The 22,814-nt window shown below is 71.9% G+C and carries 19 protein-coding genes; 7 read left to right on the top strand and 12 right to left on the bottom strand.

Going from position 1 to position 22,814, the window contains the following annotated elements; genetic code table 11:
- Positions 1-28: 28 nt before the first annotated feature.
- On the bottom strand, positions 29-670 hold the full coding sequence (locus tag MQE23_RS39345; RefSeq protein WP_243381622.1) for an alpha-ketoglutarate-dependent dioxygenase AlkB: 642 nt from the start codon (positions 668-670) through the stop codon (positions 29-31).
- A 77-nt stretch (positions 671-747) separates the two neighbouring features.
- Here MQE23_RS39345 and MQE23_RS39340 point away from each other — a divergent pair, with 77 nt between their 5' ends.
- On the top strand, positions 748-1,881 hold the full coding sequence (locus MQE23_RS39340; RefSeq protein ID WP_243382900.1) for a methyltransferase: 1,134 nt from the start codon (positions 748-750) through the stop codon (positions 1,879-1,881).
- Here MQE23_RS39340 and MQE23_RS39335 read toward each other — a convergent pair.
- On the bottom strand, positions 1,871-2,731 hold the full coding sequence (locus tag MQE23_RS39335) for a class II fructose-bisphosphate aldolase (RefSeq protein ID WP_020276656.1): 861 nt from the start codon (positions 2,729-2,731) through the stop codon (positions 1,871-1,873). The genes MQE23_RS39340 and MQE23_RS39335 overlap by 11 nt on opposite strands.
- A 13-nt stretch (positions 2,732-2,744) precedes the next feature.
- Positions 2,745-3,626, bottom strand: coding sequence for an SIS domain-containing protein (locus tag MQE23_RS39330; protein ID WP_020276657.1), 882 nt, complete (start codon positions 3,624-3,626; stop codon positions 2,745-2,747).
- 118 nt (positions 3,627-3,744) lie between these two features.
- On the opposite strand from MQE23_RS39330, the gene MQE23_RS39325 reads away from it, so the two are divergent.
- From MQE23_RS39325 to MQE23_RS39315, 3 genes are all read left to right on the top strand, one after another.
- Positions 3,745-4,524, top strand: a complete 780-nt coding sequence (locus MQE23_RS39325; protein ID WP_037673186.1) for a DeoR/GlpR family DNA-binding transcription regulator — start codon at positions 3,745-3,747, stop codon at positions 4,522-4,524.
- 74 nt (positions 4,525-4,598) lie between these two features.
- Positions 4,599-6,434: a glycoside hydrolase family 15 protein gene (locus tag MQE23_RS39320; RefSeq protein WP_243381621.1), complete on the top strand. Its 1,836-nt coding sequence runs from the start codon at positions 4,599-4,601 to the stop codon at positions 6,432-6,434.
- Positions 6,435-6,794: 360 nt separating this feature from the next.
- Positions 6,795-10,631 (top strand): HEXXH motif-containing putative peptide modification protein, encoded by a 3,837-nt coding sequence (locus tag MQE23_RS39315; protein WP_243381620.1) that lies wholly within the window; start codon positions 6,795-6,797, stop codon positions 10,629-10,631.
- A 77-nt stretch (positions 10,632-10,708) separates the two neighbouring features.
- Here MQE23_RS39315 and MQE23_RS39310 read toward each other — a convergent pair whose 3' ends face one another.
- Positions 10,709-11,668 carry a DUF748 domain-containing protein gene (locus MQE23_RS39310; protein WP_243381619.1) on the bottom strand — a complete coding sequence of 320 codons (960 nt, stop codon included), beginning with the start codon at positions 11,666-11,668 and terminating at the stop codon, positions 10,709-10,711.
- A 195-nt stretch (positions 11,669-11,863) separates the two neighbouring features.
- Here MQE23_RS39310 and MQE23_RS39305 point away from each other — a divergent pair, with 195 nt between their 5' ends.
- Entirely contained in the window at positions 11,864-12,076 is a 213-nt protein-coding gene (locus MQE23_RS39305; protein WP_020276662.1) for a cation transporter, read from the top strand.
- A gap of 3 nt (positions 12,077-12,079) precedes the next feature.
- Positions 12,080-14,332 carry a heavy metal translocating P-type ATPase gene (locus MQE23_RS39300; protein ID WP_243381618.1) on the top strand — a complete coding sequence of 751 codons (2,253 nt, stop codon included), beginning with the start codon at positions 12,080-12,082 and terminating at the stop codon, positions 14,330-14,332.
- A 12-nt stretch (positions 14,333-14,344) separates the two neighbouring features.
- On the opposite strand, the gene MQE23_RS39295 is transcribed toward MQE23_RS39300, so the two are convergent.
- Complete coding sequence (locus MQE23_RS39295) at positions 14,345-15,001, bottom strand: class I SAM-dependent methyltransferase (protein WP_243381617.1); 657 nt, start codon at positions 14,999-15,001, stop codon at positions 14,345-14,347.
- A gap of 131 nt (positions 15,002-15,132) precedes the next feature.
- On the opposite strand from MQE23_RS39295, the gene MQE23_RS39290 reads away from it, so the two are divergent.
- The gene (locus tag MQE23_RS39290) at positions 15,133-15,840 is read left to right on the top strand and encodes a phosphatase PAP2 family protein (protein WP_020276665.1); all 708 of its coding nucleotides are present in this window, start codon (positions 15,133-15,135) and stop codon (positions 15,838-15,840) included.
- A gap of 196 nt (positions 15,841-16,036) precedes the next feature.
- Here MQE23_RS39290 and MQE23_RS39285 read toward each other — a convergent pair whose 3' ends face one another.
- The 7 genes from MQE23_RS39285 to MQE23_RS39255 all read right to left on the bottom strand — a co-directional run bounded on the left by MQE23_RS39285 (position 16,037) and on the right by MQE23_RS39255 (position 22,566).
- Positions 16,037-16,630, bottom strand: a complete 594-nt coding sequence (locus MQE23_RS39285) for a hypothetical protein (RefSeq protein ID WP_243381616.1) — start codon at positions 16,628-16,630, stop codon at positions 16,037-16,039.
- 5 nt (positions 16,631-16,635) lie between these two features.
- Positions 16,636-17,496, bottom strand: a complete 861-nt coding sequence (locus MQE23_RS39280; protein WP_243381615.1) for a carbohydrate ABC transporter permease — start codon at positions 17,494-17,496, stop codon at positions 16,636-16,638.
- Complete coding sequence (locus MQE23_RS39275; protein WP_020276668.1) at positions 17,493-18,431, bottom strand: sugar ABC transporter permease; 939 nt, start codon at positions 18,429-18,431, stop codon at positions 17,493-17,495. Before MQE23_RS39275 ends, MQE23_RS39280 begins: the two co-directional genes overlap by 4 nt.
- On the bottom strand, positions 18,428-19,711 hold the full coding sequence (locus MQE23_RS39270) for an ABC transporter substrate-binding protein (RefSeq protein ID WP_037673205.1): 1,284 nt from the start codon (positions 19,709-19,711) through the stop codon (positions 18,428-18,430). The genes MQE23_RS39275 and MQE23_RS39270 overlap by 4 nt, the downstream gene beginning before the upstream one ends.
- A 61-nt stretch (positions 19,712-19,772) precedes the next feature.
- Positions 19,773-20,534, bottom strand: a complete 762-nt coding sequence (locus tag MQE23_RS39265; RefSeq protein ID WP_243381614.1) for a cupin — start codon at positions 20,532-20,534, stop codon at positions 19,773-19,775.
- Positions 20,528-21,454, bottom strand: coding sequence for a PmoA family protein (locus tag MQE23_RS39260; RefSeq protein WP_243381613.1), 927 nt, complete (start codon positions 21,452-21,454; stop codon positions 20,528-20,530). Before MQE23_RS39260 ends, MQE23_RS39265 begins: the two co-directional genes overlap by 7 nt.
- Positions 21,451-22,566 (bottom strand): Gfo/Idh/MocA family oxidoreductase, encoded by a 1,116-nt coding sequence (locus MQE23_RS39255; RefSeq protein WP_037673207.1) that lies wholly within the window; start codon positions 22,564-22,566, stop codon positions 21,451-21,453. The genes MQE23_RS39260 and MQE23_RS39255 overlap by 4 nt, the downstream gene beginning before the upstream one ends.
- Positions 22,567-22,814: the final 248 nt, after the last annotated feature.

Raw genomic sequence — 22,814 nt, 5'->3', positions numbered from 1 at the left:
TCTCCCATGATCCGTAGGGCCGCGGCCCTTACAGGCCGCTGACCCGGAGCGTGATGTTGAGCCGTCCGGTCAGGCCAAGACCGGCCGGTGCCGTGCCTCCGTGTACCCGGGGGACCCCGTGGTAGGCGAGCCGGGACGGGCCTCCGAAGACGAACAGGTCGCCGCTGCGCAGCTCGACGTCGGTCCAGGGCCGGGTGCGGGTCTCGGTGTTGCCGAAGCGGAACACGCAGGTGTCGCCGAGGCTCAGCGACACCACCGGCGCGTCCGACTTCTCGTCGCTGTCGCGGTGCATGCCCATCCGGGCGTCGGCGTCGTAGAAGTTGATCAGGGCGATGTCGTACGCCGGCGCCGGTCCGCCGAGTGTGTCGCGCACCGCCCGGCGGCCCAGGTCGCCCAGCCACTCCGGGAACGGTTTCACCGGGGCGCCGTCGCCGTCGACGACCGTGCCGGCGTAGCCGTACGGGTACCAGTGCCGGCCGAGGCAGACCTGCCGGGCGGTCATGGTGCCGCCGCCGGGGGTGCGGACCGTGCGCAGGCCGGCCGGTGGGCGCGCCCACGCGCGGCAGGCCTCCAGCAGCTCGCTCTGGCGCTCGGCGTCCAGCCAGTCCGGCATGTGCACCGCGCCGGGCGCCACCTGCGTACGGGCTCGGGGGAACAGTTCGCCGTCCATGCCTCCCATCCTCGCCGACCTCCGCTGAGCTGCGGCTCGGCCGGGGGCACTAGCCTGGACGCACGATGAACGACCGTATGACGACGCCCTGGGGCGAGCTCGCGCTGACCCGTTTCCCCGAGGACCCGCGCGACAGGCTGCGCGCCTGGGACGCCTCCGACGAGTACCTGCTGAGGTATCTGGCGCAGGAAGGGATTCCGCTGTCGGGCACGGTCGTGGTCGTCGGGGACCGCTGGGGTGCCCTGGCCACGGCGCTCGCGGAGCACCGCCCGGCGCAGATCACGGACTCCCACCTGACCCAGGAGGCGACCCGGGCCAACCTCGCGCGGCACGGTGTCGAGCCCGGCGCGGTCCGGCTGCTCACCACGCAGGATCCGCCGCCCGGCCGTGTCGACGTTCTGCTCGTGCGGGTACCGAAGAGCCTGGCGCTGCTGGAGGACCAGTTGCTGCGGCTGGCTCCGGCGGTGCACGCGGGGACGGTCGTCGTGGGCACGGGCATGGTGAAGGAGATCCACACCTCGACGCTGCGGCTGTTCGAGCGGATCCTCGGCCCGACCCGCACCTCGCTCGCCGAGAAGAAGGCCCGGCTGATCTTCTGCACGCCGGATCCCGCGCTGGAGCGGCCCGCCAGTCCGTGGCCGTACGTCTACACGCTCCCGGAGGGCATCGGGCCGGCGTCGGGGCGCACCGTCGTGAACCACGCGGGTGTCTTCTGTGCCGACCGGCTCGACATCGGCACCCGGTTCTTCCTGGAGCATCTGCCGAGCGGCGGGGGCGGCCGGCGGGTGGTGGACCTGGGGTGCGGCAACGGCGTGGTCGGTACGGCGGTGGCGCTGGCCGATCCGGCGGCCGAGGTGCTGTTCGTGGACGAGTCGTTCCAGGCCGTGGCCTCGGCGGAGGCGACGTACAAGGCGAACGGGGTGCCGGGGCACGCCGAGTTCCGGGTCGGAGACGGGCTGGCGGGTGTGCCGTCCGGCAGTGTCGATCTGGTCCTGAACAATCCGCCGTTCCACTCCCATCAGGCGACGACGGACGCCACGGCCTGGCGGATGTTCTCCGGGGCACGGCGTGCGCTGCGGCCGGGCGGTGAGCTGTGGGTGATCGGCAACCGGCATCTGGGCTACCACGTCAAGCTGCGCAAGCTGTTCGGCAACAGCCGGCTGGTGGCGAGCGACCCGAAGTTCGTGGTGCTGAAGGCCGTCAAGCGGTAGCCGCGCATAGGGTCTGGAGGGTCCGCGCCACTGTCCGGGTCATGGCCTCCCGGGCGACCGTCAGGTAGCCGCGCGGGTCGACCGCCTCGGGGCGGTCGGCGAGGAACTCCCGGATCGCGCCGGTCAGCGCGATGTTCAGGGCCGTGCCGATGTTGACCTTGGTGATGCCGCCCGCGACCGCCGCCGTGAGTTCGCCGTCCGGGACGCCGGAGGAGCCGTGCAGGACGAGCGGGACGTCCAGCGCGGCCGACAGTTGCTTGAGGAGGGTGTGGTCGAGGGTGGCGGTGCGGGTCGTCATGGCGTGGGCGCTGCCGATGGCGACGGCCAGGGCGTCCACGCCCGAGTCGGCGACGAAGGCCCGGGCCTCCTCGGGGTCGGTGCGCGCGCCCGGGGCGTGCGCGTCCAGCGGGGGTCTGCCGTTCTTGCCGCCGATCTGCCCCAACTCGGCCTCGATCCACAGCCCTTGCGCGTGTGCCCAGTCGACCGCCGCCCGGGTCGCGGCCAGGTTCTCCGCGTAGGGCAGCCGGGCAGCGTCGTACATCACGGAGCTGAAGCCGGCCTCAGCGGCTTGGTACAGCAGGGTCTCGCTCTGCACGTGGTCGAGGTGCAACGCGACCGGTACGACGGCCCGTTCGGCCGCTGCGACGGCCGCGCGGGCGAGCGGGAACAGCTGTCCGCCGTGGAACTTGACCGCGTTCTCACTGACCTGGAGCACGACGGGGGCGGGCACGGACTCGGCGCCCGCGATGACGGCCTCGACGTGCTCCAGTGTGATGACGTTGAAGGAGGCGACGGCCGAACGGGCTGCGGCGGCACGGGTGACGAGCGCGCCTGTGGTGGTGAGGGGCACGGTGCCTCCAGGGTCAGTGGGCGAGGATCACCGAGCGGGTGAGATGGCGCGGCCGGTCCGGGTCGAGGCCGCGGGCCGCGGCGACGGCGACCGCGAGGCACTGGGCCCGGACGAGTTCGGCCAGGGGGTCGAGCCGGCCCTCGATCCACAAACCGCCGGTGGAGCGCACCTGGTCGGCCAGCCCGGCGGGTGCCTCGCCGAACATCCAGGTCGCGGTGCCGCTCGTGGTGACGCTGATGGGTCCGTGCCGGTACTCCATCGCCGGATAGGCCTCCGCCCAGGACAGCGACGCCTCGCGCATCTTCAGCCCGGCCTCGTTGGCCAGGCCGACGGTCCAGCCACGCCCCAGGAAGGTGAACTGGGCGCAGTCCACCAGGTCTTCGGGCAGGGGCTCCGTCAGGGCCGTGCGCGCGTCGGTGACGGCGGTGTCGGGGTGCAGGCCGAGGTGGGCGCGGAGGAGGGTGAGGGCCGTGGTGGCGAACCGGGTCTGGACGACGGAGCGTTCGTCCGCGAAGTCGAGGACGGCGAGCTTGTCGGCCGCCGTCCGCACGGGTGTGTCCGGGTCGGCGGTGATCGCGGTGGTGCGGGTGCGGCCCTTCAGCCTGCCGAGCAGTTCGAGGACCTCGGTCGTGGTGCCGGAACGGGTGAGGGCGACGACCCGGTCGTAGGCGCGGCCGTAGGGGAACTCCGAGGCGGCGAACGCGTCGGTCTCCCCCTGGCCCGCGCCCTCGCGCAGGGCCGCGGCCGCCTGCGCCATGAAGTACGAGGTGCCGCATCCGACGATCGCGACCCGCTCCCCCGGCGCCGGCAGCACCTCCGCATGGTCGGCCGCCTGTGACGCGGCGCGTGTCCAGCACTCGGGCTGGCTCGTGAGCTCGTCCTCGACATGTGTCATGCCGCACCCTCCGCTCTGATTGTTCCTGCAAGATATCGCCAGCTTTCGAGCATCATCAAGCATGAGGGCCGGATCGGGTGCGTTAGGGTCGCCCGGAGGTCGAGTCGTGGAGGTGCGGATGTCGCGCGACGCCCGCTGGAAGGCGCTGCTGGAACTGCTCGTCGAGCGCGGCCGGCTGGACGTCGAGGAGGCGGCCGGGGAGCTCGGGGTGTCGGCGGCGACGATCCGCCGCGACTTCGACCGGCTCGCCGAGCAGCAGATGCTCGTGCGCACGCGGGGCGGCGCGGTGGTGCACGGCGTGTCGTACGAGCTGCCGCTGCGCTACAAGACGGCCCGGCGCGCCTCCGAGAAGCAGCGCATCGCGAAGGCGGTCGCCGATCTGGTGGCGCCGGGTGAGGCGGTCGGGCTGACCGGGGGCACGACCACCACCGAGGTGGCGCGGGCCCTGGCCGTGCGCGGGGACCTGGCGTCCGGCTCGCCCGCGCTGACCGTGGTGACGAACGCGCTGAACATCGCCAGCGAGCTGGCCGTACGGCCCCAGTTCAAGATCGTGCTGACCGGCGGGGTGGCGCGGGCCCAGTCGTACGAGCTGGTCGGGCCGCTCGCCGACGGGGTGCTCGGGCAGATCACCGTCGACGTGGCGGTGCTCGGGGTGGTCGCCTTCGACGTGACGCACGGGGCCGCGGCGCACGACGAGGCGGAGGCCGCGATCAACCGGCTGCTGTGCGAACGCGCGGAGCGCGTGGTCGTGGCCGCCGACTCCAGCAAGCTGGGGCAGCGGGCCTTCGCCCGGATCTGCGCTGCCGATGCGGTGGACACGCTGGTCACGGACACGGCGGCCGACGCGGAGACGGTGCGGCGCTTCGAGGAGGCCGGACTGCGGGTCGTCACGGTGTGATCCGCGCTCCCGGCCCCTTCACCGGTCCTCCGCCTAAGCTGGGGCTGAGGCGTGTACCGGCCAAGGAGGCGGCCATGGGCGGAGCAGCGCAGGACCACGACGTGCCGGGCGGCCGGCGGTATCTGCCGATCGCCGAGCACGGGCTGATCGGCGACCTGCGCAGCGTGGCCCTGGTGGGGACCGACGGCACGATCGACTGGTACTGCTGCCCGGCCTTCGACGCGCCCAGCGTCTTCGCCTCGATCCTGGACGCGGACCGCGGCGGCTGCTTCGAACTGGCGGCTGCGGTACCGGCGCGGACCAAGCAGTTCTACTTCCCCGACACCAACGTGCTGATCACCCGGTTCTTCACCGAGGACGGCGTCGGCGAGGTGCAGGACTTCATGCCGCTCGACGGCGAGCCGGCCGAGGCCGAGCGGCACCGGCTGATCCGCCGGGTGGTGTGCGTACGCGGCTCGATCCCGTTCCGTACCCGTGTCGCTCCCCGGTTCGACTACGGCACCCGGCCGCACACCGTCCGGCTGACCGGGGAGACGGCGGTCTTCGAGTCCGCGGGGCTTGCGCTCGCGCTGACCGCGACCGTGCCGCTGGAGACGGACGGGCCGGACGTGCGCGGGGACTTCAAGCTCTCCGAGGGCGAGTCGGCGGTGTTCGCGCTGGACAAGGTGGGCGGCGACGTGGCGCCCCGCCGGTGTGCGCGCACGGAGGCGGAGGAGCAGTTCGCGGCGACGGTGGCGTACTGGCGGCGCTGGCTGGCGGCGTCCAAGTACCGGGGCCGCTGGCGGGAGATGGTGCACCGCTCGGCGCTGACGCTGAAACTGCTCACCTACGCGCCGACCGGGGCGATCGTGGCCGCGCCGACGACGAGTCTGCCCGAGCGGCTCGGCGGCGAACGCAACTGGGACTACCGGTACGTGTGGGTGCGCGACGCGGCCTTCTGCGTCTACGCCCTGCTGCGGCTGGGCTTCACCGGCGAGGCCGAGAAGTTCATGGACTTCGTGACCCGGCACGTCAGCCCGGGTGACGGCAAGCCCTCCGGCCCGTTGCAGATCATGTACGGCATCGACGGGCGAACCGAGCTGCCCGAGACGACCCTCGGCCATCTGGAGGGCCACGAGGGTTCCGCGCCGGTGCGGGTCGGCAACGCGGCAGCCGACCAGCTCCAGCTCGACATCTACGGCGCGCTGATCGACTCCATCTATCTCTACGACAAGTGGGCCAAGCCCATCTCCAGCGGTCAGTGGGACGACGTGTGCGCGCTGGTGGACTGGGTGTGCGAGAACTGGGACCAGCCCGACGAGGGGATCTGGGAGACGCGGGGCGGGCGCAAGAACTTCCTGTACTCGCGGCTGATGTGCTGGGTGGCGATCGAGCGGGCCATCCGGATGGCCACCCGGCGCGGCCTGCCGGCCGACCTGCTCCACTGGCGCCAGTGCCGCGACACGATCTACCGGCGGATCATGAGCCGGGGCTGGTCCGAGGCGCGCGGGGCCTTCGTCCAGCACGAGGACGGCGACGTGCTGGACGCGGCCGTGCTGATGATGCCGCTGACGAAGTTCATCGCCCCGACCGATCCGAAGTGGCTGTCGACACTGGACGCGCTCACCGAGGAACTGGTCTCCGACTCGCTGGTCTACCGCTACGACCCGCAGTCCAGCCCGGACGGACTGCGCGGCGACGAGGGCACGTTCTCCATCTGCTCGTTCTGGTACGTCGAGGCCATGGTGCACGCGGGCCGGATCGACGAGGCGCGTCTCGCCTTCGAGAAGATGCTGACGTACGCCAACCATCTCGGCCTGTACGCCGAGGAGATCAGCCACACCGGGGAGCAGCAGGGCAACTTCCCGCAGGCGTTCACGCATCTCGCGCTGATCAGCGCGGCCTTCAATCTGGACCGGGCGCTCGGCTGACCACCATTCGGGGGGTTTTCGGGTTCTGGCTGTGCGAAGGGGAGGCACGGGAAATACTCGAAGAATGGCGGGGGAAACGGGAGCGGCCGTGCGTGGCGCGTCGCTGGGGCATGGGGAAGGTCCGCGTTGAGTGCCCGGGGGCAACGCGATCACGACCGCTCGAGGACTGATCCGCCGGCCACGTCTTCGTCCGGGGACCGATCGGCCGCCGTGGGCGGGGACGCGGGTCAGGTTGTCACCGGCGACGGCGCTGCTGCGGTTCACGTCGAGAACATCGAGCGGGCGGTTCTGCTCCCGAAGGAGGCGTTTGCGCAGGCCGCGTATCACGAGCGGTCGGCCGCAGCGGCGTTCCCTTCGCATGTGGACCTCACCTCGATCCCGCTGGCTGTTCCCCAGCGACGGGTCGCCGCGGACCGGCTGCGCGGGCGGGACGGCCTGGTGAGGGCGCTGACCGGCGACATCGGACGCCATGTGGGTGACAGATCGGACGACCGCCGCGTCCATGTGCTGACCGGGCTCGGCGGCTGCGGAAAGACCACGGTGGCTCTGGAGGTGGCACACCGGCTCTCGCCCATGGCGGGCCACGTGTGGTGGGTGTCCGCCGCCGACCGTGAGAGCCTCTGGGGCGCTTTGCACGCCGTCGCATTCGACGCCGGCGCCGACAGCGGAGAGTTCGTCCGCGCTCACGCCGCCGATGTGCTGTGGAAGCGGCTCAACGCGCTCACCGAACCATGGCTTCTCGTTCTCGACAACGTCGACGATCCGTCCTTCCTCAGCGCCCGGTCACAACCCCTGGCACGTGGCGTCGGCTGGCTGCGGCCGCCCGGCACCCCGCACGGGACGGTACTCGTCACGAGCCGCGAATCGCGTCGGGAGCGATGGGCGCCGTGGATACAGCTGCTGCCGGTGGACGTGCTCGACATCGACGACGGGGCTCGCATCCTGCTCGACCTGGCACCGGACGCGGGCGATGAGCAGGAGGCGAAGAAGCTGGCCCGGCACCTCGGCGGCCTGCCCCTGGCGCTGGACCTCGCCGGCTCCTACCTCGCGCTGGCAGCCGACGAGCCATGGCCCGTGCCCGGAACGCCCGAGACTTTCGCGGAGTACCGCCGTGACTTCGACGGACGGATCGCGGAGATGGCCGCCGACCCGGACTCCTCGCTCGGGGAGGCGGAACAGGCCCGCCGGGCCATCCTGACGACCTGGGAGATCTCGCTCGATCTCCTCCACGACCAGGGCAACGACCTCGCCCGGCCGCTGTTGCGCCTCCTGTCGGCTTTGGGACCGGCACCGATTCCGCACCAGCAACTGCTCGACCCGGAGTTGCTCGCCACCTGCGACCTGTTCCCCACTCCGACCGACAAACGGATCCAGGCCGCACTGAAGGGGCTCTCCGGTCTGCGACTGGTCAGTCTTCAGAGCGTGAGCCCGGAACCGGGCAGAGGTGAGTCGTCCGACGCCGACATCCGCCGGAAGCTCGACATCCACCCGCTGGTCCGCGCCAGCAACCGGGCACACGCCGACTTCACCACGCACACCGGGAAACTCCTCGGCCTCGTCACGGCCCTGCTGGAGCGGGCCGTGAGCCCGCTCGAACCGGACAATCCCACGCACTGGCGCCGATGGCGCCATTTCGCCCCGCACTGCACCGCGCCCCTGCACCTCCTGGAACTGGTCGGCTCCGTGCCGGACGACGTGACCGTCGCCGCCACCGAACCCGCCTTGCGCGCCGCACAGAGCCGCAACTTCCTCGGCCTGTACTCCCTGGCCGTCACCGAGCTCAGCACCGTCGTCGCTCTCCGGGAGAGCCGCCTGGGTCCCGACCATCCCGCGACGATCGAAAGCCGTCTGAGCCTTGCCCTGGCTCTGCGCGACGACGCGCAGTTCCGTGAGTCCGAGGCCGTGTACACGGCGATAGCCGAGGCTTGCGAACGGACGCTGCCGTCCGACCACCCGTATCTCCAGTCCGCCCGAGGCGGCCGGGCACGGGTGCTGTGTGCACTCGGACAGCCGGACGTGGCGGAGAAGGATCTGCGCGCCGTCCTCGCGATCCGGCTGCGCGAACCGGGACCGCACTCCCGCAAAACCCTTCGTACCAGGTACGACATCGCCACTGTCCTGCACATGCGTGGGCTGCTCAGGGAATCCGCCGACGAAATGCGAGAGATCCGACGAGCAGGGCGAGAACTGTTCGGACACCGCGATCCGCTGACACTTGCAGTCGGTGCCAGCCTTACACGGGTGTTGCGCGATGCCGGGGAGCTCGACGAGGCCGAATGTGTCGGAGCGGAGGTGGTCGCGGACTCGGTGAGCCTGCTGGGTTCCGCCCACCCCGACACACTCATCGCCCGTCACGAACAGGCGCGCATCATGCGGGACAAGGGCCGGCTCGCCGAGGCCGAGGCCGAGTTCGCCGAGATCTGGAAAATCAACAAGCGGCGTTTCGGCGAAGACCACCCCGACGCGGTCGCCAGTCGGCACGAGCTCGCCACCACTTTGCATCTGTTGGGCCGCCCGACCGAGGCGGCGGATCACTTCCGTGCGGTGCTGGACGCCAACGTTCGGCTCCTGGGCGAGGAACACCCCGATGCGCGGACCAGCAGCCGGAACCTCGCGCTTGTCCTGAACGGCGCGAACGAGGAGGACGACGCAAGGATGGCCCTGGACGAGGCACTCGCAGCCGACAGCGACGAACCGGCCCCCGATGTCCGTCGAATCCTTGAAAGGTTTGCCCGACCACGGCAGAGCAAATCGGGTGAGGGACCAGGCGGTGGCGGATACTCGGCAGGCGGCTACTCCTACCCTCCACATCCGCGTTCGCGACCCGTACTTTCTTACCGTTCACAGTCCCGCTTCAAGGACAAGTCCACCGTACCGACGATCGACACGAAAATCAGGCCGGATACGCTGCGTGCCCTGGCTGCCGGACGGGAGACCCGCAGCGGCGTCGAAAAGCTGTGCGCCCATCAGCGCAAGATCCGTGTCCTGGCGCTGAGGGAGATCCTTGCCTGGTACGCCCGGTCGGATGGGGCCCCGTGGATCCGGCAGGTGCGGGCGTTGCTCGTGGAAGCCGACCAGGCCGACCCGGTCCTCATGGACAAACTCCTTCTGCACCCCGGTACAGGCCGGTGGATGAGCCGTACGCTGCGTGCGCTGGAGGACGACTCCGCAAAGGCCGACCCCGGTCATCTGCGGGCACTCGCGGCCACGGCCGGCATCAACGCCGAGTTGTCCTTCACCCTCCGGATTCCGGTACACGAGGGCCTTGCCGTCCTGCCGACCCTCGGCTTCGCCGACCTCGGAACCGACCGGCACACGACGGAAGCGGACGTCGTGGCGGAGAACGGCCGGAGGTGCGTCCGGGCCGCAGGCAAGGAGGTGCGACTTCCCACCTCGCTGGAGGCCGGGTCCCCCGGGTGGCACCCGATGCGCCGCATCGAAGCCCGTACCGCCGGTGAAACCCTCCGGGTCTGCCTCGACGATATCGACCCCTATCGCGTCGTCGACCCCGGCATGGCGCCCCGCCCGCTCACTCCCGAGCAGGCGGACCGCTGGCAGGAACTGCTCGGTGCGGCATGGAACCTGCTGAACCACACGGACGGCGTGGACGCCGGGGCACTCGCTGCGGCTCTCACCACGCTCACGCCGCAGGCCCCGGCGTCCGGCGGCGCGCCGGCTTCGCTGACGTCGAGCGACGCGTACGGCGGGATCGTCCTCACCGAACCGGAGGACGCGCTACAACTCGCCGTGACACTCGTGCACGAGGTCCGGCACATGAAGCTCCACGCCCTCCTCGACATGGTGTCGCTTCACAGTGAGCAAGACGGTGAGGAAGAGCTGTTCTACGCGCCCTGGCGGGATGATCCGCGGCCTTTCGACGGGCTGTTCCAGGGGGTGTTCGCCTTCTTCGGGGTGGCCGAATTCTGGCATGGGCGCTGCCTTCGGTCGACCGGCGATGACCTGAGGCGCGCGCAGTTCGAGCTGGCCTACTGGCGCATTCAGGTCTGGGAGGCGTTCACGGTGGTGAGGTCCTCGCCTCGGTTGACGGACACGGGCCGGCAGTTCGTCGCCGCGATGGCGGAGAGCGCCGCCGCGTGGCGGGCAGAGCCGGCCGTACCCGCCGACGTGGCCGCGGCAGCCCGGGCGGCCGCCCTCGCCCACCGGGACCGGTGGGAACAGCTCCACGGCCGGCCTTGACCGAGGCGGCGGCTTGAGCGGCTACCGGGCGGCGCGATTCGGGGGCGGCTCGCTGCCGGCCCTCGCGGCCCTGGGACTCAGTGCCCGTGGCCGTCGTCCGCATGCCCCTCGGGGGTACCGGAACCGGCCGCCGCTCCCCCGGCCCTGACGGTGAACGCCGCCGTGTGGACCTTTCCGTCGTGCTGGAAGTCGAGGAACAGGCGGTAGGAGCCGGCGCTGGGGGCCGTGGCCGTGAAGGAGATGTCCGGGCCGGGCCTGGTCTTTCCGTCGCCGGGTTCACCGTTCGGGTGGACGTGGAGGTAGGCGAGGTCGCCGGAGCGCAGGGCGACCAGGTGGCCGTACGCGCCGAGGTAGGGCTGGAGGTCGGTGACGGGCCGGCCGGCGCGGGAGACCTTCAGCTTCAGTTCGCTCGCCTTGCCGGGGCGCAGGGCGCCGGACAGCTTGACTTCGTAGCCGTTGGTGCTGGCCGTGGAGGCCGGTGCGGGCAGTTCCTTCGGCTGGTACGGGCCGGAGGCGGCGAGGTCCGCGCCGAGGGTGAGGTTCCGGGCGTCCTTCTCGGCCGGGGTGAAGTCGGCGAAGACGCGGTAGCCGCCCGCGCGGGGCAGGTCGACGGGGGTGCTCCAGGTGCCGTCGGCGGCGCGGGTGGGGTGCAGGTGGCGGTAGGTGACCAGGTCGCGTGAGGCCACGATGAGGTGCAGTTCCTTTTCGTGTTCGCGCTGATAGGCGGTGACGGCGCGGCCGCTGCCGTCCCTGACCGTGAAGCGCAGGTCGGCCCGCTGCCCGGCGGTGACGCTCGGGGTCTCCAGGTCGAGGGTGTCGCCGTCCTCGGAGATCTGGAGCCCGCCGGCCGGGGGCGTGTCGTGGCCGGTGTGGCCGCCGGCCTCCTCGGGTGGCGCTGCGGGCCGGGTGTGCTCGTCCTTGTGTTTCGGCGGGCTGTCGGCGACGACGGGGTCGATGCCCTGGCCGACGCCGTAGGCCGTGCCGAAGGTCGCTGCCAGGGCGGCGGCGAAGGTCGTGATCTTCAGTCCGGTGTTCATGGCCGGCATCTCCTTCAGAACCGGGCCTCCCGCTCCTGTGCGGGGCCCCCATACAGCTCACCATACCCCTGGGGGGTATATAGTCAAGCGGTGCTCGCGTTTGCATCTTATACCCCTCGGGGGTATACAGGAACTCGGCGAGGACATACCCCCGCCCCGTATTCGAGAATCGCGACCCCACCCAGGAGGCACGCCATGCCCGCCACCACCTACGCCGTCTCCGGAATGTCCTGCGGCCACTGCAAGGCCACGCTGACCAAGGCCATCGGCGAGCTGGACGGCGTCAGCGGTGTCGAGGTCGATCTCGACACCGGGCACGTCACCGTCACCACCGCCACCGAACCCGACGACGCCCTGATCGCCGAGACCGTCGACGAGGCCGGCTACGAGCTGACCGGGCGGGCGTGAGCCATGATCACCGACACGACCGACACCGGCGCCGAAGTGGAACTCGCCATCGGCGGTATGACCTGCGCCTCCTGCGCGGCGCGCATCGAGAAGAAGCTCAACCGCATGGACGGGGTCACCGCCACCGTCAACTACGCGACCGAGAAGGCGAAGGTCAGTTACAGCGGTGACGTCTCCGTCGGCGACCTGATCGCCACCGTCGAGGCGACCGGGTACACCGCCCAGGAGCCGGCTCCGCCCGCCGGGCGGGAGGAGCCGGCCGAGGAGCCCGACGAACTGCGGCCGCTGCGGCAGCGGTTGGTCACGGCCGTGGTGCTGGCGGTTCCCGTCGTCGCCATGGCCATGGTCCCGGCCCTGCAGTTCGAGTACTGGCAGTGGCTGTCGCTCACGCTGGCGGCGCCCGTGGTGACGTACGCGGCGTGGCCCTTCCACAAGGCGGCGTTCACCAACGCCCGGCACGGCGCCGCCACCATGGACACGCTGATCTCGGTGGGCACCTCGGCCGCGTTCCTGTGGTCGCTGTGGGCGCTGTTCTTCGGCACCGCGGGCACGCCGGGCATGACGCACCCCTTCGAGCTGACCATCGAGCGCACGGACGGCGCCGGGAACATCTATCTGGAGGCCGCCGCGGGCGTGACCGCCTTCATCCTGGCCGGGCGCTACTTCGAGGCCCGCGCGAAGCGCAAGGCGGGCGCGGCGCTGCGGGCGCTGCTGGAGCTGGGCGCGAAGGACGTCACGGTGCTGCGCGACGGCGGCCGTGAACAGACCGTTCCGGTCACGGAGCTGCGGGTCGGTGACCGTTTCCTGGTCCGGCCCGGCGAGAAGATCGCGACCGACGGGACCGTGGTCGAGGGCTCCTCCGCCGTGGACGCCTCGATGCTCACCGGCGAGTCCGTGCCGGTGGAGGTGGGCTCGGGCGATCCGGTCACCGGCGCCACGATCAATGTCGGCGGGCGGCTCGTGGTGCGCGCCACGCGGGTCGGCGCCGACACCCAGCTCGCCCGGATGGCCCGGCTCGTGGAGGACGCGCAGAACGGCAAGGCCGCGGCGCAGCGGCTCGCGGACCGGATCTCCGCCGTGTTCGTGCCGGTGGTGATCGCCCTCGCGCTGGGCACGCTGGGCTTCTGGCTCGGCAACGGCGCCGGGCTGACGGCCGCGTTCACCGCCGCGGTCGCCGTCCTCGTCATCGCCTGCCCGTGCGCCCTGGGTCTGGCCACGCCGACCGCGCTGATGGTCGGCACCGGACGGGGCGCGCAGCTCGGCATCCTCATCAAGGGCCCGGAGGTGCTGGAGTCCACGCGCCGGGTCGACACCGTCGTCCTCGACAAGACCGGCACCGTGACCACCGGCCGTATGACCCTGCTGGCCGTGCACATCGCCGACGGCACCGACGAGGCAGAGGTGCTGCGGCTGGCCGGGGCGCTGGAGCACTCATCCGAGCACCCGATCGCCCGTGCCGTCGCCGACGGGGCACTGGCGAAGCTGGGCGCGCTGCCCACGCCGGAGGACTTCGCCAACGTGCCCGGACTCGGCGTCCAGGGCGTCGTCGAGGGGCACGCGGTGCTCGTCGGGCGGGAGAGGCTGCTGGCCGACTGGGCGATGGAGCTGCCGGAGGGGCTGGCCCGGGCCCGGGCGGCGGCCGAGGACGCCGGGCGCACCGCCATCGCGGTCGCCTGGGACGGCGAGGCTCGTGCGGTGCTGGAGGTCGCCGACGCGGTGAAGGAGACCAGCCCCGAGGCCGTCCGGCGGCTGCGCGATCTCGGACTGATCCCGATCCTGCTGACCGGGGACAACGAGGCGGTGGCCCGGTCCGTCGCCCGCGAGGTCGGCATCGCGCCGGAGCACGTCGTCGCCGAGGTGCTCCCGCAGGACAAGGTCGAGGTCGTCAAGCGGCTCCAGGCCGAGGGCCGTTCGGTCGCCATGGTCGGAGACGGCGTCAACGACGCGGCGGCTCTCGCCCAGGCCGATCTCGGTCTGGCCATGGGCACCGGCACGGACGCCGCGATCGAGGCCGGTGACCTGACCCTCGTCCGGGGCGATCTGCGGGCCGCTGCGGACGCCATCCGGCTCGCGCGCCGCACCCTCGGCACCATCCGCTCGAACCTGTTCTGGGCGTTCGCCTACAACGTGGCGGCTCTGCCGCTGGCGGCGGCCGGTCTGCTCACGCCGATGATCGCCGGGGCGGCCATGGCCTTCTCCTCGGTCTTCGTGGTGGGCAACTCGCTGCGGCTGCGCACGTTCCGGGCCGCCGGCTGAGGCGGTGGCGGGTCAGCGGCGGTGCCACACCAGCGTGTACCGCCAGAGCAGGCGGCGGCGCAGGCGTGCGCCGGGCAGGACGGTCCGGGCCTCGCGGACGATCTCCGGGAAGGTCATGTCCGGCGGACGCGTACGGGCCGTCATGGAGACGGGGCGAGGCACCGGGCGGCCCCGGTTCTTGAGCAGGGCCATCACGATGTTGAGCGGGATCGACGCGACGCCGAGCAGGTGGTCGACGGGTGTCCGCTCCCGGGCGACACCGACGATCACCAGCGTGCCGCCGGGGGCCAGACGGTCCCGGAAGGCCTCCAGCGCCTCGGTGAACGGCAGGTGGTGGACCACGGCGACGCAGGTGATGACGTCGTACGGGCCGGCGGGCAGCCCGGCCGGCGCGTCGGCCACCGTGTACGTCACCGGGGCCGCCGTGGGGGTCAGCTCCCGCGCCCGGGCGATGATCGCCGGGTCGGCGTCGACCCCGTGCACCCGCTCGGCCCGGCCGGCCAGCAGCCGGGCGAGATCACCGCTGCCACATCCCACCTCCAGGGCGCTCCCGACACGCCTGGGGAGCCGGCGCAGGATCCAGCAGTGGAAGTGGGCGTTGTGATCCCAGGGGCGGGCGGCGTGGAACCGTTCGAGTGCGTGCAGGACCCGGCGTGTCGAGGGCGTCATGTCCTCAGTTCAGCAGACGGGTTCAGTCGCCCTGCGTGGGCACTCGGGAGGTACCGGCTCGCAGGGGCGCCGAGCGTGCGCCCGGCGTGAGCCGGTACCTTGCTGGGGAAGGCCACTGCGGGGAGAAGCACATGACCGATCCGACGACCACAGACGAGGACGCCCTTCGTCCGCTCCCGGCGGACGGGAAGCCCTCGGGCGGGCCCCGCCGGCTCCTGAGCGCCGTCATGGGCGATCTCAGGGCCGTGGACGGCGCCCTGTACGCGGCGGTGGCCGCCACTCCCACGCCCACGCTCGACCGGACGCTGCGCCATCTGTCGCACGCGGCCGACCACTCCAAGATCTCGTTCGGTATCGCCGCGGCCCTGGCGCTGGGCGGGAAGCGGCCGCGCAGGGCCGCGTTCGCCGGCGTCGGGGCGATCGCCGTGGCCTCGGCCTCCGCCAACCTGCTCGGCAAGCGCCTGGTACGCCGGGCCCGGCCGGACCGGGAGGCGGCCCGGGTGACGGTGGACCGGCACGTTCCGATGCCGACGTCGGCCTCGTTCCCGTCCGGGCACACGGCGTCGGCGGTCGCGTTCGCCACCGCCGTCGGCGTGGTCCTGCCGCCCGCCGCGGTGCCGCTCGGGGCGCTGGCGAGCGCCGTCGGCTACTCCCGTATCCACACGGGCGTGCACTATCCGGGCGACGTGGCCGCGGGCGCGGTCCTCGGCATCGCGAGCGCCGCGGCGGCCCTGGCGGCGGCAGCGGCGGCCGCTACTCCCTCGGAGCGGACACAGGCGCTCCTCACCGCGGCCCGTTCATGGCCCCGGATCAGCATCGGCGCAGCCCTACGGCACTGAAGCCGCGGGCCCGCTCCAACGGAATCGCAAGCGCCACGGCGGCCCCGGCAGCGGCGGCCGCCACTCCGTCGCCGTCACTCCGTCGGAGCGGACACAGGCGCCCCTCACAGCCGCCCGCGCATGGCCCCGGATCAGCATCGGCGCAGCCCTACGGCACTGAAGCCGCGGGCCCGTTCATCGGCCCCTCGGCGCTTCGCTATTCCAGGAGAACGGCAGCGGACCTGCGTACGTCGACGGCCGTGAGCGCCAGGGCCAGCGGCCCCGGGGCCAGGAAGGCCAGGGGCAGCAGCATCCAGGCGCACAGCGCGGCCGTCGCCACGGCGAGCAGGACCAGCCCGCTGCCGCCCGCGTCCGCCACGGCGTCCCGGGCGGCCCCGCGCACCGCCGCGCGCCAGTCGGTGAGCGACTCGGGGCGGGCGCAGGCCCGCAGGCCGACGACCGCCGCACAGGCGCCGATGGCGGCGGCGGCCACCGCGAACAGCGGCGCCCCGGGCAGCCCGGCCCCGGCCAGCGCCAGGTCGGCCGCGAACAGCAGCAGCCCCGCCAGGGCGACCGCCCCCGCCAGCAGGTCACCGGCCCGCAGCCGTTGCCGCAGCAGGGCGACGTACCTCCCGGCCGTGACAGGGCGGTCCTGTCCGGCGCCGCGCAGTACGGCGCACGCGGTCGAGAGCGCGGCCGGTGCCGTCACCAGCGGCAGGCACGCCACCGACGTGGCGAGGCCGACGCTCAGCACGTCCGCGAACAGCGTCATGCGCGGCCCGAACACCTCGCCGGCCTCACGTGTCCGCATCCCGCTCACCCCTTCAGTCCGGAGCTGGCCATGCCCTCCACCAGGAACCGCTGGAAGGCGAGGAAGAACAGCACGATCGGCAGCAGCGCGATCACCGACATCGCGAACATCGGGCCGAACGCGGAGGTGCTGGAGGCGTCCACGAAGGACCGCAGCGCGAGGGTCAGCGTGAACTTGTCCGGGTCGAACAGGTAGATGAGCTGGGTGAAGAAGTCGTTCCAGGTCCAGATGAAGGTGAAGATGGCGGTGGTGATCAGGGCCGGCCGGGTGAGCGGCAGCACGACCTGGAAGAAGCTGCGGAAGGGTCCGCAGCCGTCGATCCGCGCAGCCTCCTCCAGTTCGCGCGGCAGACCGCGCATGAACTGCACGATGAGGAAGACGAAGAACGCCTCGGTGGCGAGGAACTTCGGCAGGATCAGCGGCCAGTAGGTGTTCACCAGGCCGAGCTGGTTGAAGATGATGTACTGCGGGATCAGCACCGCGTGGTGCGGCAGCATGATCGTGGCGATCATGAAGGCGAACAGCGGCCCGCGCAGCCGGAACCTGAGGCGGGCGAAGGCGTAGGCGGCGAGCGAGCAGCTGATGACGTTGCCGAGGACCGCGCCGCCGGCGATCAGCAGGGAGTTGCCGAGCAGCCGCCAGATGGAGACGTCGTTGACGCCCTCCATGGCGGTGGAGTAGTTCGACCACTCCAGGTGGCTGGGCAGCAGGTTGAGGCTCGCGATGACCTCGTCCGCGGGCTTGAGCGAGGTGGCCAGCAGCCACGCCAGCGGGTACAGCATGACCAGCAGGGCGGCCAGGCAGCCCAGGTGGACGGCGACCCGCCCCCAGCGGACGGGCTTGCGGGAAACGGCGGTCGAGGTCATCGGTCCCCCTCGGAGGCGTAGAAGACCCAGGAGCGGGAGGTGCGGAACAGCACCGCCGTGACCACTCCGATCACGAGGAGCAGCACCCAGGCCATGGCGGAGGCGTAGCCCATGTGGGAGGCGACGAAGCCGCGGTCGTAGAGGTACATGGTGTAGACGAGGGTCGAGTCGGCCGGTCCGCCCTTGCCCGCGCTGACCGCGAAGGCGGGCGTGAACACCTGGAACGCCTGGATGGTCTGGAGGACCAGGTTGAAGAACAGCACCGGGGACAGCATCGGCACGGTGACGGACAGGAACTGCCGCCATTTCCCGGCCCCGTCGACCGCCGCCGCCTCGTACAGCTCGGCCGGTATCTGCTGGAGACCGGCGAGGAAGATGACCATCGGCGCGCCGAACTGCCACACCGTCAGCAGCGCGACGGCGAGCAGCGACCAGCCGGGCTTGTTGACCCAGCCGCCGGTGCCGAGCAGGTTGTCCACCGTGCCGCCGTCGTTGAAGACCGCCCGCCAGACGAGGGCGATGGACATCGACGCGCCGAGCAGCGAGGGCGCGTAGAAGGCTGAACGGTAGAAGGCCTTGCCGCGCTTCATGCCTTTCAGGGCGAGCGCGACGACCAGGGCGAGGGCCAGTTGCAGGGGCACGGCGATGACGACGTACGTCACCGTCGTCACGACCGAGCGCCAGTAGCGCGGGTCCTCGGTGAACATCTGGACGTAGTTGCGCAGGCCCACCCACTTCGGCGGGTTGAACAGGTCGTAGTCGGTGAACGACAGGTACAGCGACACGGCCATCGGCAGCAGGGTCAGGACGATCGCGCCGAGGACCCAGGGCGAGAGGAACACCCAGGCGGCGCCCTCGCGTTCGCGCTTGGGGCGGCGCTTCGGGGCGGCGGCGGGGACGCGTTTCGTCTCCGTGGGGATCGCGGTGGTGGTCATGACCTCAGCTCCGCCTTCGCCTCGGTGATGTAGTTCTCCGCCGCCTCGCGGGGCGACATGCGCTCATAGGACACCTGGTCGTAGTCGCGCTGGAAGGTGCTCTGGAGGGCGTTGTCGCCCGCCGGCGGTGCCTGGGGCGGGTCCTTGAGCTTGCCCTCCAGGGACGCCTGGAAGTCGGCGATGGTCTTGTCGAAGTCCTTGAGCTGCGGGCCGATCTCGGCGCGGATCGTCTCGTTGACGGGGATGCCGCGGCTCGCACCGAGGATCTTCGCGGCCTGCCGGTCGTTGATCAGGAAGTCGACGAGCTGTGCCGCCTCCTTCGGATGGGCTGTGTTCGCGGAGACTCCGACGAACATGGACGGCTTGAAGTACTGGCCGGGGGTGCCGTCCTCGCCGGACGGCATGGGGGCGAGCGCGACGCCGCCCTTGACGAGGGCGAGGAAGCCGCTGGCCGGGGCGTCCCAGTTGGCGTCGGTGACGGATGTGCCGCGTCCCAGCGGGGTGTTCTCGACGGAGCCGTCGAGCTGGGTGGTCTGTTCGGCGGGCGAGACGGCGCCCTCGCGGCGCAGCTTGTCGGTGAAGGTCCACCAGCGGGTGAGGTCGTCGGCGGTGAAGCCGAGCCCGCCGTCCTCGGTGTAGAGGGTCTTGCCCTGCCCGCGCAGCCAGACCTCGAAGGCGTCCTCGCTCTGGCCGGGGTCGGTCGCCCCGGGCTTGCCGGTCTTCTTGGCCAGGGCGCGCATGGTGTCGGCCCACTGGCTCCAGGTCCAGCTCTTGCCGGGGAGGGGCACGCCCGATTTCTTCCAGGTCCCGACGTCGTAGGCGACGGTCTCGGTGCCGCGGCCCTGGGGGATCGCGTACTGGACGTCGTCCACGCGGCCGGTGGCGAGCAGGCCCTGGTCGATCTCGGAGGTGCGCAGGACGGACTTCTGCTTCGCCAGGTCGAGCAGGACGCCACCGGAGGCGTACTGGTCGATCTGGCGGTAGTCCAGCTGCATCACGTCCGGCGCGTCCCCGCCGGCGGCCTGGGTGGCGAGCTTCTGCTTGTAGGCGTCGTAGCCGGAGAACGACGTCGTCACGTCGACGTCCGGATGCTGTTTCTCGAACAGCGCGACGGCCTGCTCGGTGCGTTCCGCGCGGTCGGGGTTGCCCCACCACGTGTAGCGCAGCACGACCTTGCCGCCGCCGGCCGATTCCCCGGATCCTCCGCAGCCCGCCAGCACGGCACACAGTGCCAGTGCGGCGGCCGACGCGCAGAACCCCGTTGTCCTGTGTCGCGGCATGCCGAGGTCACCTCTTCCTTTCCTCGGACTTTCTGTGGGCCCCCCTCGCCCCCCTGCTGCGTTACTCGCTCTGGTGCGGCAGCGTCGTCCCGGGCAGGTTGTACTCGTCCCGCCGGCCGCACATGCCGAAGCCGCCGAGCCGGGTGGGCGCCGCCTCGTAGGCGGTGGCCTCGCCGAGGTAGGCGGGTTCGCCGCCGGCCAGCGCGTCGAGCTGGGCGCCGGTGCGTTCGGCGGTGGCCAGGGCGCCCGCCCGCCACAGGGAGCGCCAGGTGGGCACCTTGTCGCGCACGATCCGGGCGGCGGCCCGCTGGAACTCCAGGTACGGGCCGTTGTCGCCGGCGACGAGCGCCTCGCGCAGGGCGAGGTAGCCCTCCACGGCGAGGTCCCGGCGGCGCTGGGCGGCCGCCGCAGTCTCCGGTCCCGTGCCGGGCGGCAGGGCCGCCGCGGCGGCGTACCGCTCCGGGTCGGCGAGCACCTCGGGCGGGAAGGTGAACACGGCGTCCCCGGCCTCGGGCAGGCCGCTGTTCTGCATCAGCACGGTGATGCGCAGATCGCCGCCCTGCACCATGCGGTGGACGGTGCCCGGCGTGAACCAGGCGAGGGAGCCGGCCTCGAGGGGGATGTCCCGGTAGCCGTCGGGGCTGAGCGTCTGGACCGCGCCCCGGCCGCCGGTGACGACGTACGCCTCGGTGCAGACCAGGTGCAGATGCGGGCTGCCGCCGCAGACGCCGTCGGCGGCCTCCCAGTCGTAGGCGCTCAGATGGGACAGGCCGATCGCGCCGGGCAACGGGTGCGGCAGGGCGGGCTTGGCGTCGTTCACCACGGCAGACCCTCCAGGTGCGTGCCGACCCGGTCGCGGTCCCAGGCGCCGTCGGCGACGACGAGCCGGTAGCGGAAGGCGAAGGACCCGCCCGGCGGGAGTTCGAACTCCTCGAAGAACGCCCAGGAGAAGGCGACCGTCGGGAAGGGCTCGGAGCGGACGAACCAGTGCGACTCGTGGATCGCGGACGTCTGGTCGAGGTTCTCGGGCGCGTGCGCGAAGACGAGGGTGGAGTGGCCGTCCACGTCATCGTGCTCGGTGGTGAAGGCGAGCCAGGGGCCCTGGGTGCCCATGAGCTTGCCCGCGTCGGCGTCGGTGTCCGGGGCGAAGACCGTGCCGCCGGTGAAGTCGCGCGGGCCGCGCCACTGGAGTCCGGTGTAGCCGGCCATCTCCCGGCCGGCGGTGGTCGGGGAACCGAAGGCCAGGGGCTCGTAACGGGCGTTGGTGAGGCGGATCGACCAGTCCAGGGCCCAGGCGCCGGCCTCCTCGTCCACCGAGTGGACGGTCAGCCCCCGCACCTCGCGCGCCCACTCCTCGCCGCCGTTCTCGACCCAGGTGAGTTCCTCGGTGAAGGCGAGGCGGTCGTCCTCGACCGTGAACTCCGGGAAGCCGTCGTGCCGCATGGAGCCGACGCGCTCGGGCAGGGGCAGATAGCCCTGGCCGTGGACGTAGCAGTTGCCGCCCCAGAAGTTCTGGCCGGACAGATGGCTCGCGGTCATCTGCAGGCCCTTGTGCCAGCGGTGGTCGTTCGGGCGGTAGCCGGTGACCGTGCGGCCGGACAGGGTGCGCACCGGGTGGGCGTACGGCTTGCGCGACTCGAAGGGATTCGGGTCCGGGCGGTAGACGTAGCGGAGGATCTCCGTGCCGTTCGCCGCCGTGACGGCGATGTCCTCGCCGTGGGTGTGGGTGACTCGGATGCTCATGCGCGCTCCTTGGGGGCCCAGTCGGGGTACTCGCCGTGCATGGCCTCGTAGAAGGGGTCGCCCGGGCCGATCTCTCCCGCGTGCACGGAGCGGCCGGTGAACGCCGCCTTGTACAGGGCGGCGGCGAACTCCAGGGTGGCGCGGGCGTCCTGGCCGCTGCCCGGTGGCCGGGTGCCGTTGTCGTAGGCATCCAGGAGGGCGCCCAGCTGGGCGGTGTGCGAGCTGGGCACGTCGTTGGAGGGGGTCCGCCAGGCGATGGCGCGGTCGGAGGCGACGTGCGGGGCCGGGGTGTAGACCCAGCTGTCGTTGGAATGGCCGTACAGGTGGGTGAGTTCGACCGTGGCGTCCGCGCAGTCGATGCGGATACGGCTCACCTCGTCCGGGGAGAGCACGCTGTTGACGACGGTGGCGAGGGCACCGCTCCGGAAACGCACCAGGGCGGTGGAGACGTCCTCGCTCTCGGTGTCGTGGACGAGCCGGGCGGCCATGGCGCGGATCTCCTCCCACTCGCCGAGCAGGTGCAGCATCAGGTCGTACTGGTGGATGCCGTGACCCATGGTCGGCCCGCCGCCCTCGCTGGCCCACTTGCCGCGCCACGGCACGGCGTAGTAGGCGGCGTCCCGGTGCCAGGTGGTCTGGCAGTGCGCCACCAGCGGGGCGCCCAGCTCGCCGCCGGCGATCAGCTCGCGGGCGTGTACGGCGCCGGATCCGTAGCGGTGCTGGAAGACGACCGCCGCGTACGCTCCGGAGGCCTCCTCGGCGGCGGCGATCTCGTCGTACTCGGCGAGCGACAGGGTGAGCGGCTTCTCGCACAGCACCCAGGCACCCGCCTTGAGCGAGGCCACCGTCTGGTCGCGGTGCAGGGCGGGCGGCGTCCCGATGAGGACGAGGTCGGGGCGTACGGCGTCCAGCATCGCGTCCACCGAGGTGTACCCGGCGACCTGGCCGCCGGCCAGCTCGCGGAAGGCGTCGAGCCGCTCCTGGTCGACGTCGACGGCGGCGACCAGTTCCACCCGGTCGGAGTGGGCCCGCAGCGCGGGCAGATGACTGCCGCTGACGATCGCACCGGTGCCGACGACGGCCACGCGGCGGCGGGCGGGGGACAAGGACATGCGGCGCTCCTCGGACGGCCGGCGGACACACGCTGGGACAGCACTTGGAAAGCGCTTGCACCCGGAAGGCGACCCTAGGCGTGAGCGAATGTCTGGACAACCCCCCTGCAGCGACCTGCACAAGGTCTGCCCGAGCGTTCTCCCAGCTCGGGGGTGAGATTCGGGTTGCTGTCACCACCATGGACGCTGGTGCTGACCCCACCAGGAACCGGGCTGCCAGCCGGAGTGATCGAACCGCGGCCCGTCCC

Source organism: Streptomyces sp. HP-A2021 (assembly GCF_022807935.1).
Taxonomy (GTDB): Bacteria; Actinomycetota; Actinomycetes; order Streptomycetales; family Streptomycetaceae; genus Streptomyces; species Streptomyces afghaniensis.
The sequence above is the reverse complement of the archived record's forward strand: the minus strand, read 5'-3'. Positions and strand labels throughout refer to the sequence as shown.

Bases quoted from the DNA above. Each gene is read 5' to 3' on its own strand.
- MQE23_RS39345 (WP_243381622.1), bottom strand. From the start codon at position 670: ATGGACGGCGAACTGTTCCCCCGAGCCCGTACGCAGGTGGCGCCCGGC.
- MQE23_RS39340 (WP_243382900.1), top strand. From the start codon at position 748: ATGACGACGCCCTGGGGCGAGCTCGCGCTGACCCGTTTCCCCGAGGAC.
- MQE23_RS39330 (WP_020276657.1), bottom strand. From the start codon at position 3,626: ATGACACATGTCGAGGACGAGCTCACGAGCCAGCCCGAGTGCTGGACA.
- MQE23_RS39325 (WP_037673186.1), top strand. From the start codon at position 3,745: ATGTCGCGCGACGCCCGCTGGAAGGCGCTGCTGGAACTGCTCGTCGAG.
- MQE23_RS39320 (WP_243381621.1), top strand. From the start codon at position 4,599: ATGGGCGGAGCAGCGCAGGACCACGACGTGCCGGGCGGCCGGCGGTAT.
- MQE23_RS39310 (WP_243381619.1), bottom strand. From the start codon at position 11,668: ATGAACACCGGACTGAAGATCACGACCTTCGCCGCCGCCCTGGCAGCG.
- MQE23_RS39305 (WP_020276662.1), top strand. From the start codon at position 11,864: ATGCCCGCCACCACCTACGCCGTCTCCGGAATGTCCTGCGGCCACTGC.
- MQE23_RS39300 (WP_243381618.1), top strand. From the start codon at position 12,080: ATGATCACCGACACGACCGACACCGGCGCCGAAGTGGAACTCGCCATC.
- MQE23_RS39295 (WP_243381617.1), bottom strand. From the start codon at position 15,001: ATGACGCCCTCGACACGCCGGGTCCTGCACGCACTCGAACGGTTCCAC.
- MQE23_RS39290 (WP_020276665.1), top strand. From the start codon at position 15,133: ATGACCGATCCGACGACCACAGACGAGGACGCCCTTCGTCCGCTCCCG.
- MQE23_RS39285 (WP_243381616.1), bottom strand. From the start codon at position 16,630: ATGCGGACACGTGAGGCCGGCGAGGTGTTCGGGCCGCGCATGACGCTG.
- MQE23_RS39280 (WP_243381615.1), bottom strand. From the start codon at position 17,496: ATGACCTCGACCGCCGTTTCCCGCAAGCCCGTCCGCTGGGGGCGGGTC.
- MQE23_RS39275 (WP_020276668.1), bottom strand. From the start codon at position 18,431: ATGACCACCACCGCGATCCCCACGGAGACGAAACGCGTCCCCGCCGCC.
- MQE23_RS39270 (WP_037673205.1), bottom strand. From the start codon at position 19,711: ATGCCGCGACACAGGACAACGGGGTTCTGCGCGTCGGCCGCCGCACTG.
- MQE23_RS39260 (WP_243381613.1), bottom strand. From the start codon at position 21,454: ATGAGCATCCGAGTCACCCACACCCACGGCGAGGACATCGCCGTCACG.
- MQE23_RS39255 (WP_037673207.1), bottom strand. From the start codon at position 22,566: ATGTCCTTGTCCCCCGCCCGCCGCCGCGTGGCCGTCGTCGGCACCGGT.